This window comes from Arthrobacter sp. SAFR-044, assembly GCF_051965175.1.
Classification (GTDB): Bacteria; Actinomycetota; Actinomycetes; order Actinomycetales; family Micrococcaceae; genus Arthrobacter.
The window spans coordinates 41559-57700 of the sequence record NZ_JBQCMK010000016.1 but is presented as its reverse complement, the minus strand read 5'-3'; the positions used below and the strand labels follow the sequence as shown (position 1 = coordinate 57700).

Below are 16142 nucleotides of genomic sequence, written 5' to 3'. Positions count from 1 at the left end.
GTCAGCCCGCCAGCGCTTTCCAGAGGAAGTGCTGGCTGCGGGCCTGCAGCGCAGCGGCCTGCCGGTTGTCGGAGGCGCCGGCGTGGCCACCCTCCAGGGCCTCGTGGAACCACACGTTCGGGATGCCCATGGCCAGCATCCGGGCGGCCATCTTCCGCGCCTGTACAGGGCCTACCCGGTCGTCGGAGGTCGCAGTCCAGATGAAGGTCTCCGGGTACTCCACGGCGTCCTTGAGCAGGTGGTACGGCGAGAAGGTCCTGATGTACTCCCACTGTTCGGGAACATCAGGGTCTCCGTACTCGGCAATCCACGAGTGCCCGGCGGAGAGCCTGGTGTAGCGGCGCATGTCCAGCAGCGGAACCCCGCAGGAGACGGCCCGGAACAGTTCCGGGTAGCGGGTGAGCATGTTTCCCACCAGGAGTCCGCCATTGGAGCCGCCTACGCAGCCCAGCCGCCGCGGCGAGGTGACACCGCGGGAGATGAGGTCCCGCGCCACTGCTGCGAAGTCCTCGTAGGCGCGGTGCCGGTTTTCCTTCAACGCGGCCCGATGCCAGGCCGGGCCGTATTCGCCGCCGCCCCGGATGTTCGCCACCACGTACACCCCGCCGCGTGAGTGGGGGGCCTTCCCGTCGCTGCCGTCCGAGAGCGTGGTCCGCCGCTCCAGCCAGGCCCGGCCCACGGTGCCGCTGTAGGCGGGCGTCCGCGACACCTCGAACCCGCCATAGCCGGACAGCTGGGTGGGGTTCTGCCCGTCCAAAGCCAGCCCGCGCGGCGCCACCTGGAAGTACGGGACCCGGGTGCCGTCGTCGGACACGGCGAAGTGCTGCTCCACTTCATAGTCACGGTCGGCAAAGAACGACGGCGAGGTCTTGACCACCGCGTGCCGGCTCACCACGCCGGACGTCCCGGCACTGCCGTCCTCCCCGGTGCTTGGCTCAAACGTGCCGCGTTCCAGCGTTCCGCGCATCAGCGTGGTGGGGGTGGTGAAGCCCGTGGCGATGAGCCAGAAATCATCGCCCGCGCCGCCGTCGGCCGGCCCCTCATCCTCGTCATCCACGGCGTAGGCGTTCACATCATGCAGCGGCGGGCAGGCGTCCAGGACGCTAGCCGCCCAACCGCCATCCGCGCCGGAAGGCCGGGACGGGTCCAGCACCCGGATCTCGGAGGAGACGTCCTTGAGGAGGTTGAGCACGAGGAAATCCCGGGTCCAGCTCCAGGACTGCAGGGAGGTGTGCGCATCGGGGGTGAACAGGACCGTGAGGTCGCGGCTGCCGGCGAGGTAGTCCTCGAAGTTGGCGGCAAGCAGGGACCCGGAAGGATACGTGGTGCCGTCCAGGACCCAGTCCTGCTGCGGACGGAAGAGCACCCATTCCCGGTGGGCGCTGACGTTGACGTCGGTGGGAACGTCGATCTGTACCCAGGATCCGTCCCGCAGCACAAAGTTGGTGCGGTTGAAGAAATCGATGTAGTCCACGGCGAAGGTCCGCTCAAAGCCGGGCGTGGAGTCGTGCGCTGCCACCGCCATCATGTGGTCTTCCGCCACCTCGAACAGGCGTGGCGCCGCAGCCAGGGACTCTCCGCGCTTGAGCGTCACTGCCGTCCGCGCGTAGGAGGACGCGGTCTTGGGCAGCCCGTCCGCGGTGGAGGCAACCAGCAGGGTCTCGGCATCCAGCCAGGACACGTTGCCTTTGGCGGTGGGGAGGTCAAAGCCGCCGCGCGCCGGATCAACAAAGCCGCGCGCCTCGACGTCGAACTCGCGGTAGCGGTTGGCGTCACCGCCGTCGGGGGAGAGGGCAAGCAGCGCGAGGCGGTAGGGCTCGCCGGATGCGGGGCGCAGGAACGTGGCGCCGTGGAACACCCACTCCTCGCCTTCGGTGCGGGACAGCTCGTCGACATCCAGCAGGACGTCCCATTCCGGGGAGTCCGTGCAGTAGCTTTCCCAGGTGGTCCGGCGCCACAGGCCCTTAGGGTTCTGCTGGTCGCGCCAGAAGTTGTAGTACCAGTCGCCGCGCTTGCCCACCATGGCGATCCGGTCAGTGGAGTCCAGGACTTCCAGGATGCCGGCCTCCAGCTCCGCGTAGCCGTCGTCTCCCAGCAGGTCCTCGGTGCGGGAGTTCTGCTCCTTGACCCAGGCCAGCTGTTCCTCGCCGTAGATGTCCTCCAGCCACACATTCTCGTCGACGGGTTCCGGCGCTGTTTCCCGGGCATTGGTGCCGGAGGTGTCCCGGCCGGGACCGGGAACGGACGCTTGATCAGCTGCTGTGGTGGTCATGCGCCCCATCCAAACAACATCCCCCATGGCTGGCAAGTCAAGCGGCCGGGCGCGCACTCCGCTTCCAGCCCGTACGCTGTATGGCGTGGAATTATCGCAGAGCAACCGGGCTGTCATCATCGGTGCCGGCCCCCGTGGCACCAGCGTGCTGGAGCGGCTGCTCGCCCACACTGCCGTCCCCGGCAACCAGAATGCACGGCTGCACATCGACGTCGTGGACCCCTACCCGGCAGGCCCCGGCCACGTGTGGCAACCGGGTCAGTCCCGGCTGTTACTCATGAACACCCAGTCTTTCTACCCCACCCTGGTTCCCGAGGATCCGTCCCTTCCCCCGCCGATTGCCGGCACCACGTTTGACCAGTGGCGGGCCAGGCAGCAGCGGGACCCGCTGCCGGCCCTCACAGCCGGGGAACGGGCGGAGCTGGCGGTACTGGGATCGAATGATTTTCCCAGCCGCGCCCTCTACGGCCGCTACCTGCGCTGCACACTGGAGGAATTGCTGGGCACGGCCCCCGACGGCGTCACGATCGAATTCCACGAAACGTCCGCACTGTCGGTGCGTCCCGTGGGGGACGGAATGTTCGACGTCGGCCTGGCCACCGGGGCGACCATCCGCGCCAGGTCCGTGGTGCTGGCCCTGGGGCACATCCCCTCCCGGCTGAATCCTGAACAGCGGGAGCTGCAGGCCGCCGCCGGACAACTGGACCTGCAGTACTTTCCCCCCGCCATCCCGGCGGACGTGGACTGGTCCCGGATCCCTGCCGGCGAGCCGGTCCTGGTCCGCGGCATGGGCCTGAACTTCTTCGACACCATGGGCCAGCTCACCGAAGGCCGCGGCGGCAAGTTCGTGTCCAACGGCAAAGGCCTGGAGTACGAAGCCTCCGGCCAGGAACCCCTGATCATCGCAGCCTCCCGGCGCGGAACCCCGTACCGGGCAAAGGCTGCACTGGACGGCTACTACGCTTCCTCCATCACGCTCCGCTACCTCACCGAGGCCGCCATCGAACGGCTGGCGAAGGCCGGGATCCGCCCTTCCTTCGACCACGACCTGTGGCCGCTGCTGCACCGCGACGCCCTGTGGGCCTACTACACAACACTGGTGCGCTCGCAGCCCGGCGCGGTGCCCGATGCGCCCGCGTTCCTCGCAGCGCTGGAGGAGGCCCTGCGGCCGCACGCGCACAGCGCCGCGAACTGGGAGGACAGCGTCGAGAGCGTCCTGGCCGTCCACGTAGGGCCCCGGCACCGCCTGGACCTGCCAGGGCTCGCGGCTCCACTGGCAGGGCGTTCCTTTGAGTCCCGCAGGGTGCATGATGCCGCCGTCGTGGAGTTCCTGCTTGATGATGCGCGCCGCTCGGCACTGGGCGAGGACGACCCGGTCAAGATGGCCATCGGCGCACTGCACCACGGGCGCGCCGTCCTGAAGACGGCAGTGGCCGACGGCGGCATCACCGACGAGTCATGGGTCGCCGGCCTGCGTGGCTGGTTTGAGTCGTTCGTGGAAGGCCTGGCCAGCGGACCCCCGGCGCTGCGGTCCGAGCAGCTCGCGGCCCTGGCAAGGGCCGGGGTGGTCAGCTTTGTGGGGCCGGACCCTAAATTCCGGGTGGACCGCAAGTCCGCGCTGTTCACGGCTTCCTCGCCGTGGGTGGCGGGCCCGCCGGCCACTGCGCGGACCATGGTGGAGGCGCTGGCCCCCGGCAACCGGGTCTCGGCCAACGATTCACCGGTATTGGAGCAGCTGCTGTCCGATGGGCTGGTGCGGCCCAAGCTCATGATGACCGCCGAAGGTGCCCCGGTCGAGTCCACCGGCCTGGACGTGGAACCGCACCCGTACCGCCCGGTTGCTGCCAACGGGTCGGTGACCGAGGGCCTCTTCGCGCTGGGGCTGCAGTTGTCGTCGGCCCAGTGGGGTACCGCCATCGCCGCCGAGGCTGTCCAACCCGGCGGGCCCGCGTACCGCAGCGGCCAGCGCACCCTCCGCGACGCGGACGAGATCGCGGCCGCGATCCTGCAGCGCTGACCAGACGCCCGCTCACCTTTGACAGGTAGAACAGCAACGCCCGCTCACCTTTGGCGAACGGGCGTTGCTGATGCGGCGCCAGGGTGGCAGTGCCACCGCGTGCCGTTGATTAGCCGCGCAGGCAGGCGCGGTAGGCGGCCATGGCCTGGCCGTAGTTCGCCTGGCCCCTGACGTCAGCGGGACGGGTGGGCTTGACCGGCGGAACACAGATCGGCTGCGCCGGCGTAACGGCCCCCACCAGTACGGCCACCTTCACCACGGTGCCGGACTCGACGGCGGTGAGCACCAGGGTTGCCGTACCCTCCGCCGCCCCGGCCGGGACGGCCAGGTTCACCGAGGCTGTACCGGCGGCCACCGGTACTGTGCCCAGCGGGGTGACCTTGCCCGCGGCGTCGGTGAACGAAGCCTCCAAGGCCGTGTTCACCGGGCTGCCGAGGGAGGTCAGGTCAAGTTTGGAGACGGCCAGCGTGATTGCTTCGCCGGGCTTCACCCCGTCTGGCGTGGTGTTGGTGACCGCCACCGAACGCCGTGCGAAGTCCGGAGACACAGGGCCGCTCTTCTGGAGGTAGCCGATCCACGCGTCCCGGTCCACCAGTCCGGAATCCCGGGTGTTGGTACCCTCCGTGAAGATCCGGAAGTTGTCGCCGCCGGTTGCCAGGAAGCTGAACGTGCCTACCCGGTAGGACCTGGCCGGGTCCAGCAGTTCACCGTTCACCCGAACCGAGGTGATGCGGTCCCCGGCGGCCCGGGTGCCGTCGTAGGTGTAGTTCACGTTCTTCGACAGGCCCAGCTGCAGGTACGCGCGGCTGGGAACCGTGCCGTCCGGGTTGGTCTGCCACTGCTGCTCCAGCAGGGTCTTGAACTGCGCACCGGTCAGGGACGTGGTCCACAGGTTGTTCACAAACGGCAGCACCGCATTGGCCTCGGCGTAGGTGATGGTGCCGTCCGGAGCGTAGTACAGCTCGTTGCGCAGGCCGCCGGGATTGACGACGCCGATTTCCGCGCCGCCGAGCTCAGCCGGCTGCAGGGAAGAGAGCAGGGAGTCGGCCACCAGGTTGCCCAGGGTGGATTCGCTGCCGCGGTCATCGCGCTTTGGGGTGCCGGTGGCATCGGTGGTGAAGGCCGTGGTGATGTCCTTGGTGACCGATCCGATGGGCTGGTTGCCAACCACGGCCGCGTCCGCCAGGGCCTTCTTGACGATGGCATCGACGGCGGCCACGCGCGGGTACGCGGCGACCAGGCCAGCGGCGGCGTCCGTGGTGCGTTTGACGTTACCGGCCTTGTACGCCGTCACCTCCTTGCTGGCGCTGTCCACGGTCAGCTGGATCTGGCCCACATTCTCGCCGTAGTTTCCGGTCTGCACGATGGGACGGGTCTTGCCCGCTGCGCCGGGAACGGGTGCCTCCCAGGCGTATTCCTTGTGCGTGTGGCCGGTGAAGATCGCATCCACCTCGGGAGACGTTTCGGTGACCAGCTTCGCGAACGGGCCGCCGGCTGCCACTTCCTGCTCCAGTGTGGCGCCTTCCACCACACCTGAGCCGGCGCCGTCGTGATCTTCCACGATGATCACGTCGGCCAGCTTGTCCGCCGTGATCTTTGCGGCCACCCGGTTGATGGCGTCCACCGGGTCCCCAAAGTCGAGGTCGGCGATGCCGGCCGGTGTCACCAGGGACGGGACCTCCTGGGTGACGGTGCCGATCACGGCGACCTTGACGCCGTTCAGGTCCAGCACCGTGTACTCGGGCAGCACCGGTTCGGTGGTGCCCTTCCTGTAGACGTTCGCACCCAGGTAGGGGAACTTGGCGTTGGTGCCACCCGCGACGACGCGGTCCCGCAGGTCCGCCCAGCCGCCGTCGAACTCGTGGTTGCCCACGGCAGACGCCTTCAGTTCCAGTGCATTGAGTACATCGATGGTGGGCTGGTCCTTGGCAACTGCCGAGGCGAACAGGGAAGCGCCGATGTTGTCACCGGCGGACAGGAACGCGGTGGCGCCGGGGGCGGCCGCGGCCCGCAACTTCTCGATGGTGCCGGCGAACTGGACCGTGTTGGTGTCGATCCTGCCGTGGAAGTCGTTGATGTTCAGGAGGTTGAGGTCAACGGTCGCAGGTGTGGACGCCAGGTCCAGGCCGACCACCACGGGGTCGTGGTCGCTGGCACGGAACTGGTCCGGGGCGTAGTAGTTGGTGATGTTGCTGTTGTAGCGGCTGTATTCCAGCGCCACGGATTCCACGGAGTTGATGTTCCAGATGTCGGCCCCGGTGACCACGGCATTGGCTGCCGGAGAGGCAAGAATGTGGTCCAGGGACCCCACCAGGCCGCCGAACAGGTAGGAGTGCTTGGCTGAGCCGTCGGCGTTGCGGGCCTTGTCGTCCTGGTTGACATAGCCCGCGGCGGTCAGGACGTTGATCGGGTCTTCTTTGCCGTAGGAGTTGAAGTCGCCGGCCAGGAACACCTTGTCGGTGCCCTTGGACTTCTGCAGTTCGTCGGAGAAGGCAAGCAGGGACTGCGCCTGCGCAGTGCGGGCAAGGTTCGAGGCGCCCTGGCCCTTGTCGGTGTCGTCCGGGGTAGCAGCCGAGCCCTTGGACTTGAAGTGGTTGGCGATGGCGATGAATTCCGTGCCGGCTCCGCCGCCCACAGGCTTGAAGACCTGGGCCAACGGCTTGCGGGCGCTCGCAAAGGCAACGGTGTCGTTGTGGATGACGGATTCACCTACGGGTTCGGCCACGGCCTTCTTGAAAATGAACGCGGTGCGGATCATGTCCTCGTCAGCCAGCGGCGGAGCGTTGGCGGGGGAGCGGACGTAGTCCCAGATACCAGGGCTGGGGATGTTGAGGGCTTCCACCAGCCTGGCCAGGGCAGCGTCCCGGTTCTTGCCGAACTGCGCGGAGTTCTCGACTTCCATCAGGGTCACGACGTCGGCGCCGGACCTGGTGATGGCGGAGACGATCTTGTCCTGCTGGCGCTGGAAGTTCTCGGCGTTGGCAGCCCCGCGGGCGTCACAGCCGCCGCGGACCGTGATCGGGTTGCCGTCCCGGTCCTCGTAGAACGTGCAGCCCGACAGGGTGTCCCCGGTGGTGGGGAAGTAGTTCAGGACGTTGAAGGAGGCGATCTTGACGTTGCCGCCCACGGGTGCCGGACGGAGCCTCCGTGCGGGTGGCGCCGAAACTGGCCGGCTGCACCGTGGCCTTGTTGGCGTCGGTCAGGTGGGTCAGCGGCTGCAGCTTCCAGGAGTTGTTGGCATAGCCGAGCACCACGTTGGTGGTGAACGTAGCGGGCGAGCCGACGCGGACGTGGTCCGTTGTGGTGAGGTACGGCAGGATCTCGGCCTTGGTGGCGGCGTCCTTCAGGAAGTTGGTGCTGGACCCGTCGTCGAGCTTGATGCCGCGGGCAGCGTTGTCAGCCACGGCGGCGGTGTATTCGGCGGAGCCGAACGGTGCCACAGCGGTGGGCTGGACCAGGGGAGTGGTCCCGCCGGCAAGGCCAATCTCCCCAAACTGGTTCAGGCTGTAGTTGTCGCTCACCGTCATGGGGCCCTGGGGTGCCAGCAGCATGCCTTCCAGCGATTCGCGGAAGGTTTCCGTGGCGGGGAGGGTGAAGATGGTGGGCTTGACCTCGGGGGCGGCCTCGGTGGGCTTGGTGAGGCCCTCCGCCGCCGTGACGTTGAGTTGTGTCATGCCGTAGTACTCGGCCACGGTGCCGGTGACCTGCACGTAGTCGCCGGCCTGCACCGAAGCAACGGTGGCGGGGGAGTAGACGAAGAGGCCGTCGGATGCGGCGTGGTTGGTGGCCGTCAGGTCGCCGCCGGAGCCCGCGGTCTGGAGGTAGTAGCCGTTGAGTCCACCCGTGGGGAAGGCTGCGGTGACTTTGCCCTTGGTGGTGACGGTGGCTCCGGCCAGCGGGCTTGCCGTCCCGGTGCCCTGGATCTCCGCGATGGTCCGGGCAACGGGATCCGGCGATGGTGTGGGGTCGGGAGCCGGAGCTGTGCCGCCTGACGGGGTTGGCGTGATGGCGCCAAGGAGCGTGAAGTCTGCGGCGTTGTTGTTGCTGTCCGTCCCGGCGGCCCGGTTGAGGCTCTTCACATCGGTGTTTCCGGCAGGTGCCGCGGCAGCCTGGGTTTCAAAGGTGTTGGACGTGCCGTAACCCAGGAGGTCCGCCACGCCGGCGGTTTCCACTACGGAACCGGTGGAAAGCGCGACGGCGGTGGGCTGCTTGGCGAGCACGATGGTTCCCGTTGTGCCGCTCGGGTTCAGGGTGGTGGCAAGGTCAGGCTTGGGGAGGTCGGCGCCATTGGTTCCGTTGCTGCTGCCCTGCACCAGGTAGTAGCCCTTGGCCGGGATGGAACCGGACAGCGGCGCGACGCCGGAGGGCGCACCCGTGCCGGTGGCTGAGCGGTACTGAACGGACCAGCCGTCCAGGGATACCGGGGCATCCGAAGTGTTGTACAGCTCCACGAATTTGTTCTTGTAGGCGGCGCCGCTGCTGCCGCCGCTCAGGTAGGCCTCGTTGATTACAACGGGGGAGGTGCCTGCCGCGGTTGAGACCTCCGCGGCTGTGCTGTCCGCTACCGCGGGCACAGCTGCCAGCGGAGCTGCGATGAGCCCCGCGGACAACGCTGTGCCCAGCGTCGACTTCCATTTATTCAGATGCATCCGCTCTTACTTTCATCGAGGTGTCCCGGGTGGGTGGCCCGGTGGAGTGCGCCAGGAGCAGGATCCGGACCCAGCCCGGATCCTGCTCCTGGTCAAGTGGGTGTCAGGCATATGACAACAGCACTGAATGAACGCAAAGTTGCTGGAGCGTGCATTCGGCGGGACGTTCCCCAGCGGAGCGGCCCGCACTGCGGCCCAGGCTTCCCTAGCCCGGGCCGGAAGTGCTGTTGGCGGGAGTGATGCTGCCGGCTAAAACGCAAATGTGCCGGCAGTCACAAACATTACCCGCGGGTAGCTTTGGGGCCAGGGTTTGGCGAGGGGTTACTCCAAAGAATTTACGTCCGCGCAACACGGCAGGGCGTGGGGGCGTTAAAACAAAAAACCCCTGGCGGCCGGTGCCGGCTGCCAGGGGTTCCCTTGCGGAAGGTAAGAGATTCGAACTCTTGGTACGGGGTTACCGCACACTGGTTTTCAAGACCAGCTCCTTCGGCCGCTCGGACAACCTTCCTCAGCTAGTAGTGTTTCATAGGCACTTGCCTGCAACAAAACAGGCCCGGGGAAGCGCCCGGTGCACACTGGATGCAGTCAGGATTTAAGTCAGGAACGGGAGAGGTCCATGAAAGCCGTCTATATATCGGAACCGGGCGGCCCGGAAGTGCTGGAAGTGCGGGACGTGGACGCCCCGGTGCCCGGCCAGGGCGAAGTGCTGATCGATGTGGTGGCTGCGGGGCTGAACCGGGCCGATGTCCAGCAGCGCCGGGGGTTCTACCCGCCGCCGCCCGGCGCCTCCGAGGTTCCGGGACTGGAAGTGTCAGGCCGGATTGCCGGCTTCGGGCCCGGCGTGAGCAAGCCGTTCTCGTTGGGGGACAAGGTAGTGGCCCTGCTCGCAGGCGGCGGCTATGCCCAGCAGGTGGCGGTCCCGGCTGAGCAGGTGCTGCGCGTCCCCGACGGCGTTGACCTGGTCACCGCCGCGTCGCTGCCGGAGGTGGCCGCAACGGTCTACTCCAACCTCATCATGACGGCGCAGCTGCAGCCGGGCGAAACGGTCCTCATTCACGGCGCCACCGGCGGGATCGGCACCATGGCCATCCAATTGGCCAAGGCGTTCGGCGCCAAAGTTGCCACCACGGCCGGGACTGAGGAAAAGGTCAGCACCGCCAAAGCCTTCCTCGGGGCGGATATCGCCATCAATTACAAAGAGGAAGACTTTCCGGAGAGCCTTCGGCGGCAGAATGGCGGCAAGGGGGCGGACGTCATCCTCGACGTGGTGGGGGCCAAGTACCTCCCCCAGAACGTGGACGCCCTGGCCGACTACGGGCGCCTGGTGGTGATCGGCCTGCAGGGCGGAACCAAGGGTGAACTGGACCTGGGGCTGCTGCTAAAGAAGCGGGCGGCCGTGGTGGCCACCGCCCTGCGGCCCAGGCCGGTGGCGGAAAAAGGTGCCATCATGACCGCCGTCCGGGACGCCGTGTGGCCGCTGGTGGCTGACGGCAGGATACGACCGCTCGTTGCCAAGACGTTCCCCCTTGACCAGGTGGGTGACGCCCACCGGTATTTCGACAGCGGCGATCACGTCGGCAAGGTCCTCCTGGTGATGTAGGAGCCCCACCATACATACCCGGTATTGCGCTTCGGGATGCTTCCGGTTTAGGCTTCGTATACGCGGTATGCACGGGTCTTGGGGGCCTGTGCATACCGGTAAATGACTAAGCCCGGGGGAGCCATATGTCGATTCGTCACAGCCTCCTCGCCCTGCTGCAGGACCAACCCCGCTATGGGTACCAGCTGCGGGTCGAGTTCGAGAACCGCACCGGAGCCACTTGGCCCCTGAACATCGGGCAGGTTTACACCACGCTGGACCGGCTGGAACGCGATGATTTGGTGGCCAAGGAAGGCGACGACGGCGAGGGCCACGTGGTGTACAGCATCACTCCTGCCGGCAAGGCGGAGGTGCGGAGCTGGTTCGCTGCCCCGGTGGAGCGAAACAACCCGCCCCGCAACGAGCTCGCCATCAAGCTCGCGCTCGCCGTCACCCTGCCGGGGGTGGATGTCCAGGCCATCATCCAGGCCCAGCGCGTCGCGTCCATCAGGGCCCTGCAGGACTACACCAAGGCCCGGCGCGACACGGCCGCGAACCAGCGGGCCACGGATACCGCCTGGCTGTTGGTGCTCGACTCCTTGATCTTCCAGACCGAAGCCGAAGTCCGCTGGCTGGACCTCTGCGAGGCCAGGATGGTCCAGCAAGCACAGGCCTCCGCCACAGGTCCTGCCCGGAAGGCGTCCAACGGGGCCACGGAAGACGCCTCGCTCAACGCGGACAGCCACCGGTGAGCGGGCACGGCCGCCGGTGAGCGTATAGGGTCCGCAGCGGGTCCACTATCCGTTCCCCCCTCATTCGTCGCCGCGTCGCTGCCGCTCACCGCACGGCCCGGCGCCGCGCCGCCGTCGGCCGCTGAAGCGGCGACGGGCGTTGGTAGGGTGCCCAGTAGGAAAAGTGGGAAATCTCTCAAGGAGGAGACATGGCCGGAGTGCCTGACCAACGGAAGAACGGATCCCGGGCGGAGGGCGGACTGGCCACGGACCCGAGTCTTCCCCCGCCCGCCGTGGACGAGGCCCGGCTCGAAGCCGAAGACCGGAAATGGACCCCGGCGAAGATCGCGCTCTGGGCGGCGATTGCGCTGCTGGGCGGCGTCGCCTGGTTCATGCTGGCCATCGTGCGGGGTGAGACCGTCAACGCCATCTGGTTTGTTTTCGCCTCCGTGTGCACGTACCTTATCGGTTACCGCTTCTACTCCAAGGTGATCGAACGCTACATCACCAAGCCTGACGACCGCCGTGCCACCCCCGCCGAATACAAGGCGGACGGCAAGGACTACGTCCGCACGGACCGCAACGTGCTGTTCGGCCACCACTTCGCCGCTATTGCCGGCGCCGGCCCGCTGGTGGGCCCGGTCATCGCGGCCCAGATGGGCTACCTTCCCGGCACCATCTGGATCATCGTCGGCGTGGTCCTCGCCGGCGCCGTCCAGGACTACCTGGTGATGTTCTTCTCCATGCGCCGCGGCGGCCGCTCCCTTGGCCAGATGGCCCGCGAGGAACTCGGCGTCATCGGCGGCACCGCCGCCCTGGTTGCCACCCTGCTCATCATGGTGATCATCGTGGCCATCCTGGCGCTCGTCGTCGTCAACGCCCTGGGTGAAAGCCCATGGGGTGTGTTTTCCGTGGGCATGACCATCCCCATCGCCCTCTTCATGGGCGTCTACCTCCGCTACCTCCGGCCCGGCAAGGTCATGGAAGTCTCCATCATCGGCTTCGTCCTGCTGATGGCAGCCATCATCGGCGGCGGCCTGGTGGCGCAGACCCAGTGGGGTGCAACCGTGTTCCACCTGGACAAGGTGACCATCGCCTGGGGCCTCATCATTTACGGCTTCATCGCGGCGATCCTGCCGGTGTGGCTGCTCCTGGCCCCGCGCGACTACCTCTCCACCTTCATGAAGATCGGCGTGATCGTGATGCTCGCGCTGGCCATCATCGTGGTCCGTCCCGAAGTCACCGTTCCCGCGTTCAGCGAATTCGCCAGCCGGGAAAACGGACCCGTGTTCTCCGGGGCCCTGTTCCCCTTCCTGTTCGTCACCATCGCCTGCGGCGCCCTGTCCGGTTTCCACGCCCTCATCTCGTCCGGCACCACCCCCAAACTGGTGGAGAAGGAACGGCAGACCCGCTACATCGGCTACGGCGGCATGCTGATGGAATCCTTCGTGGCCATCATGGCCCTGGTGGCAGCCATCTCGATCGACCGCGGCTTGTACTTCGCCATGAACGCCCCCGCAGCCCTCACCGGCGGAACCGTGGAAACGGCAGCCACCTGGGTCAACAGCCTGGGCCTGGCCGGGGTGAACATCAGCCCGGACCTGCTGTCCGAGACGGCCCGGAACGTGGGCGAGCAAAGCATCGTGTCCCGGACCGGCGGCGCCCCCACGCTGGCCGTGGGCCTGGCGCACATCATGCACCAGTTCGTCGGCGGCACCGCCCTCATGGGCTTCTGGTACCACTTCGCCATCATGTTCGAGGCGCTCTTCATCCTCACCGCTGTGGACGCCGGCACGCGCGTTGCCCGCTTCATGCTGCAGGACTCCATCGGCAACTTCGTTCCCAAGTTCAAGGAAGCCTCCTGGCGGCCCGGTGCCTGGCTCTGCACCGCCATCATGGTGGCAGCCTGGGGCGCGGTGCTGCTGATGGGCGTCACCGATCCGCTGGGCGGCATCAACACCCTGTTCCCGCTGTTCGGCATCGCCAACCAGCTGCTCGCCGCCATCGCGCTGGCCGTGGTCCTGGCCATCGTCGCCAAGCGCGGCACCTTCAAGTACCTCTGGATCGTCGCCCTGCCGCTGGCGTTCGCTGCGGTGGTCACCATCACGGCGAGCTACCAGAAGATCTTCTCCTCCACTCCTGCCGTGGGCTACTTCGCCAACAACGCTGCCTTCAGCAAGGCCCTGGCCGACGGCAAGAAGGAGTTCGGCACCGCGAAATCGGTCGCTGCGATGGAAGCCGTGGTCCGCAACACCGCCATCCAAGGCTGGCTGTCCGTGATCTTCGTGGTGCTCAGCATCATCGTGATTGCGACGGCGGTGCTCGCCACGGTCAAGGCGTTCCGTGACCGCTCCGAAGGAGTGGCCACCACCGACAACGAGGACCCGGCAGTCCCGTCGCGCGTCTTTGCCCCCGCCGGGCTCGTCCAGACAACCGCCGAACGGGAGCTGGCTGCCGAGTGGGAGAAAGTGCCCGCCGAGGCCCGCCTTGAACGGGCAGGGCACTGATGAGCACCGGTATCGCCCTGGTCGCCAACGGGTTCCGCGGGTTCGCCCGCTACCTGGGCGGCGTCATGGGCGCCGACGCCTACGCCAAGTACCTGGAACATCACCGGGCGGCAGGACACCAGGAAGCACCCCTGACGGAGCGTGAGTTCTGGCGGGACCGGACGGACCGCCAGGACACCAACCCGCAGGGCCGGTGCTGCTGATTGAGCTCGCAGCGGACAAGCCTGCCACAGGGTTCCCCCGGTGGGCCCTGGGCGGATGGGCCATGAGAGTATGAACGCATGAGCGATCCCAACGACACTCAGGCAGCTGAGGATCTCCCGGTAGAAGGCACTCCCGTTGATGACAGCGAGGCGCCCGTCCCGGCTCCGTCCGACGGGGACGGCAGGCCCCGGGGCAGCAGCCTTCAGGACCTGGTGGACGAGCCTGCCAAGGTGATGCGGATCGGCACCATGATCCGGCAGCTCCTCGAAGAGGTGAAGTCCGCGCCGCTGGACGACGCCGCGAGGGGGCGGCTCGCGGCCATCCACGAACGCTCCATCAAGGAGCTCGAGGACGGGCTGGCGCCGGAGCTGGTGGCGGAGCTGGACAGGATCAGCCTGCCTTTCTCCGACGAGGCAACTCCCTCCGACGCCGAGCTTCGGATCGCCCAGGCCCAGCTGGTGGGGTGGCTTGAGGGCCTGTTCCACGGGATCCAGACGGCCATCGCCGCCCAGAACGCAGCCCGGGAACATGCAGCGGCACAGCTTCAGTTGCGCCAGCTGCCGCCGGGCACCATGATTGCGCCCGGCGTCGTCATCGGTGAAAACGGCGAGCCCCAGCGTGCCCCGGCCGGCGCCCGGCAGGGTCAGCCGGCCCGGCCCGGCCAGCGTGAGGACCCGGACCACGGCCCGGGCCAGTACCTGTAGGCTCCGCTTGGGATTTTTCAGCGCCGCCAGGCAGGGGCGCAAGGACGACGTGGAATTGGGTAAAGGGTTGTGGCGCCGAGCGCACGACCGCTTCCACCGGGGACTTGACCGCTTCCACCAAGTGCTCGAGGGCGTGGAGGATGACCAGCTGTACGGCGAGCTGGTGGACATCGCCAACCAGCTTGCTGCCCTGCTGCCGCGCGTCCGTGCGGTATGCATGGAGGCGCAGCGGCGCGTTCCCAGCGACGGGCTGGACATACCGGCGGCCCTGGCGGACGTCCACAGATCCCTGTCCAAGGCCGGAAATTCACTGGCAACCACGGCCGAAGCCGCAGCAATGCTGCGGCTCGCCGTAGGTCCGGTGCCGGTGGGTGCAGCGTCCGTGCACCGCCGCGCTGAAGCCGTCTTCCAGCAGGTGGACGACGCCGAGAGGCAGCTTCACGCGGAATAGCTGCGCGGGCGCCGCTGGAATATTCCCGAATTGGAAGCCTACTTTTCAGTTAAGCGTGTGGCTGACAGGGCCGGAATCCGGAGCGCCGGGGCGGGCAGCTTTGGCAGGATGAAACCATGACTCTTTCACCTACCTTGACTTTCAACGACGGAAACACGATCCCCCAGCTCGGCTACGGTGTGTGGCAGGTTGAGGACGACGTGGCTGAAAAGGTCGTGCGCCAGGCGTTCGAGGCCGGCTTCCGGCACATCGACACGGCAAAGATCTACGGCAACGAGGCCGGCGTGGGCCGTGCCATTGCCAGCTCCGGCCTGTCTCCGGAAGAAATCTTCATCACCACCAAGCTGTGGAACGCGGACCAAGGCTACGAGTCCACCCTCGCCGCCTTCGAGGAGTCCATGGACCGGCTCGGCCTGGAAACCCTCGACCTGTACCTGATCCACTGGATGCAGCCCAAGCAGGACAAGTACGTTGACACCTGGAAGGCCCTGATTGAACTCCAGAAGCGCGGCCGGGTGAAGTCCATCGGCGTCTCCAACTTCACCGTTGAGGGCCTGCAGCGGCTCATTGACGAAACGGGTGTGGTTCCGGCCATCCACCAGATCGAACTGCACCCATACTTCAGCCAGCGCCAATTGCGTGAGTTCGGCACCTCCAAAGGCATCCTGACCCAGGCATGGTCCCCGCTGGGCCAGGGCGGGGAACTGCTGCAGGACCCGGCGGTCGCCTCCATCGCTGCCAAGCACCAGGCCACCCCGGCCCAGGTGGTTATCGCCTGGCACCTGGCGATCGGCAACGTGGTCATCCCCAAGTCGGTGACTGAGTCACGGATCAAGGAGAACTTCGCAGCACTGGAGGTCTCCCTGGATGCAGAGGATGTCGAAGCCATCAACGACCTGGACCGGACCGCCGGCGGCGAAGGCCGCATCGGAGCCGACCCGGCGGTGTCCGACTTCGCCTAATCCCCGGGAGCGGCATCGGTCCAAGCGGCCGGTGCACACTGCCAAGCCAACCTCAGCCCGTGTTGC

At 67.2% G+C, this 16142-nt stretch carries 9 protein-coding genes, 1 tRNA gene and 1 pseudogene; 8 read left to right on the top strand and 3 right to left on the bottom strand.

The features are described from left to right. Window position 1: 1 nt before the first annotated feature. Window positions 2–2272, bottom strand: a complete 2271-nt coding sequence (locus tag ACTHQS_RS19145) for a prolyl oligopeptidase family serine peptidase (RefSeq protein ID WP_440172028.1) — start codon at window positions 2270–2272, stop codon at window positions 2–4. An 85-nt stretch (window positions 2273–2357) separates the two neighbouring features. Here ACTHQS_RS19145 and ACTHQS_RS19140 point away from each other — a divergent pair, with 85 nt between their 5' ends. Continuing rightward, window positions 2358–4289, top strand: a complete 1932-nt coding sequence (locus ACTHQS_RS19140) for an FAD/NAD(P)-binding protein (RefSeq protein ID WP_440172026.1) — start codon at window positions 2358–2360, stop codon at window positions 4287–4289. Between the two features lie 109 nt (window positions 4290–4398). On the opposite strand, the pseudogene ACTHQS_RS19135 reads toward ACTHQS_RS19140, so the two are convergent. Both ACTHQS_RS19135 and ACTHQS_RS19130 read right to left on the bottom strand, forming a co-directional pair. Next, a pseudogene (locus tag ACTHQS_RS19135) lies at window positions 4399–8938 on the bottom strand (ExeM/NucH family extracellular endonuclease). Between the two features lie 420 nt (window positions 8939–9358). Then, window positions 9359–9446, bottom strand: a tRNA-Ser gene (locus ACTHQS_RS19130). 108 nt (window positions 9447–9554) lie between these two features. On the opposite strand from ACTHQS_RS19130, the gene ACTHQS_RS19125 reads away from it, so the two are divergent. The 7 genes from ACTHQS_RS19125 to ACTHQS_RS19095 all read left to right on the top strand — a co-directional run bounded on the left by ACTHQS_RS19125 (window position 9555) and on the right by ACTHQS_RS19095 (window position 16076). Then, window positions 9555–10538: an NAD(P)H-quinone oxidoreductase gene (locus tag ACTHQS_RS19125; protein ID WP_440172024.1), complete on the top strand. Its 984-nt coding sequence runs from the start codon at window positions 9555–9557 to the stop codon at window positions 10536–10538. A 125-nt stretch (window positions 10539–10663) separates the two neighbouring features. Then, complete coding sequence (locus ACTHQS_RS19120) at window positions 10664–11269, top strand: PadR family transcriptional regulator (protein WP_440172022.1); 606 nt, start codon at window positions 10664–10666, stop codon at window positions 11267–11269. A gap of 188 nt (window positions 11270–11457) precedes the next feature. Next, window positions 11458–13755 carry a carbon starvation CstA family protein gene (locus ACTHQS_RS19115; RefSeq protein WP_440172020.1) on the top strand — a complete coding sequence of 766 codons (2298 nt, stop codon included), beginning with the start codon at window positions 11458–11460 and terminating at the stop codon, window positions 13753–13755. Further along, window positions 13755–13958, top strand: a complete 204-nt coding sequence (locus tag ACTHQS_RS19110; RefSeq protein ID WP_440172018.1) for a YbdD/YjiX family protein — start codon at window positions 13755–13757, stop codon at window positions 13956–13958. The genes ACTHQS_RS19115 and ACTHQS_RS19110 overlap by 1 nt, the downstream gene beginning before the upstream one ends. Before the next feature lie 78 nt (window positions 13959–14036). Continuing rightward, entirely contained in the window at window positions 14037–14663 is a 627-nt protein-coding gene (locus ACTHQS_RS19105; RefSeq protein WP_440172016.1) for a bacterial proteasome activator family protein, read from the top strand. Between the two features lie 7 nt (window positions 14664–14670). Further along, entirely contained in the window at window positions 14671–15114 is a 444-nt protein-coding gene (locus ACTHQS_RS19100) for a hypothetical protein (RefSeq protein WP_440172014.1), read from the top strand. Window positions 15115–15230: 116 nt separating this feature from the next. Beyond that, window positions 15231–16076, top strand: a complete 846-nt coding sequence (locus ACTHQS_RS19095) for an aldo/keto reductase (protein ID WP_440172012.1) — start codon at window positions 15231–15233, stop codon at window positions 16074–16076. Window positions 16077–16142 lie beyond the last annotated feature (66 nt).

Coding starts and splice junctions, on each gene's coding strand:
- ACTHQS_RS19145 (WP_440172028.1), bottom strand. CDS start 2,272: ATGACCACCACAGCAGCTGATCAAGCGTCCGTTCCCGGTCCCGGCCGG.
- ACTHQS_RS19125 (WP_440172024.1), top strand. CDS start 9,555: ATGAAAGCCGTCTATATATCGGAACCGGGCGGCCCGGAAGTGCTGGAA.
- ACTHQS_RS19120 (WP_440172022.1), top strand. CDS start 10,664: ATGTCGATTCGTCACAGCCTCCTCGCCCTGCTGCAGGACCAACCCCGC.
- ACTHQS_RS19115 (WP_440172020.1), top strand. CDS start 11,458: ATGGCCGGAGTGCCTGACCAACGGAAGAACGGATCCCGGGCGGAGGGC.
- ACTHQS_RS19110 (WP_440172018.1), top strand. CDS start 13,755: ATGAGCACCGGTATCGCCCTGGTCGCCAACGGGTTCCGCGGGTTCGCC.
- ACTHQS_RS19105 (WP_440172016.1), top strand. CDS start 14,037: ATGAGCGATCCCAACGACACTCAGGCAGCTGAGGATCTCCCGGTAGAA.
- ACTHQS_RS19095 (WP_440172012.1), top strand. CDS start 15,231: ATGACTCTTTCACCTACCTTGACTTTCAACGACGGAAACACGATCCCC.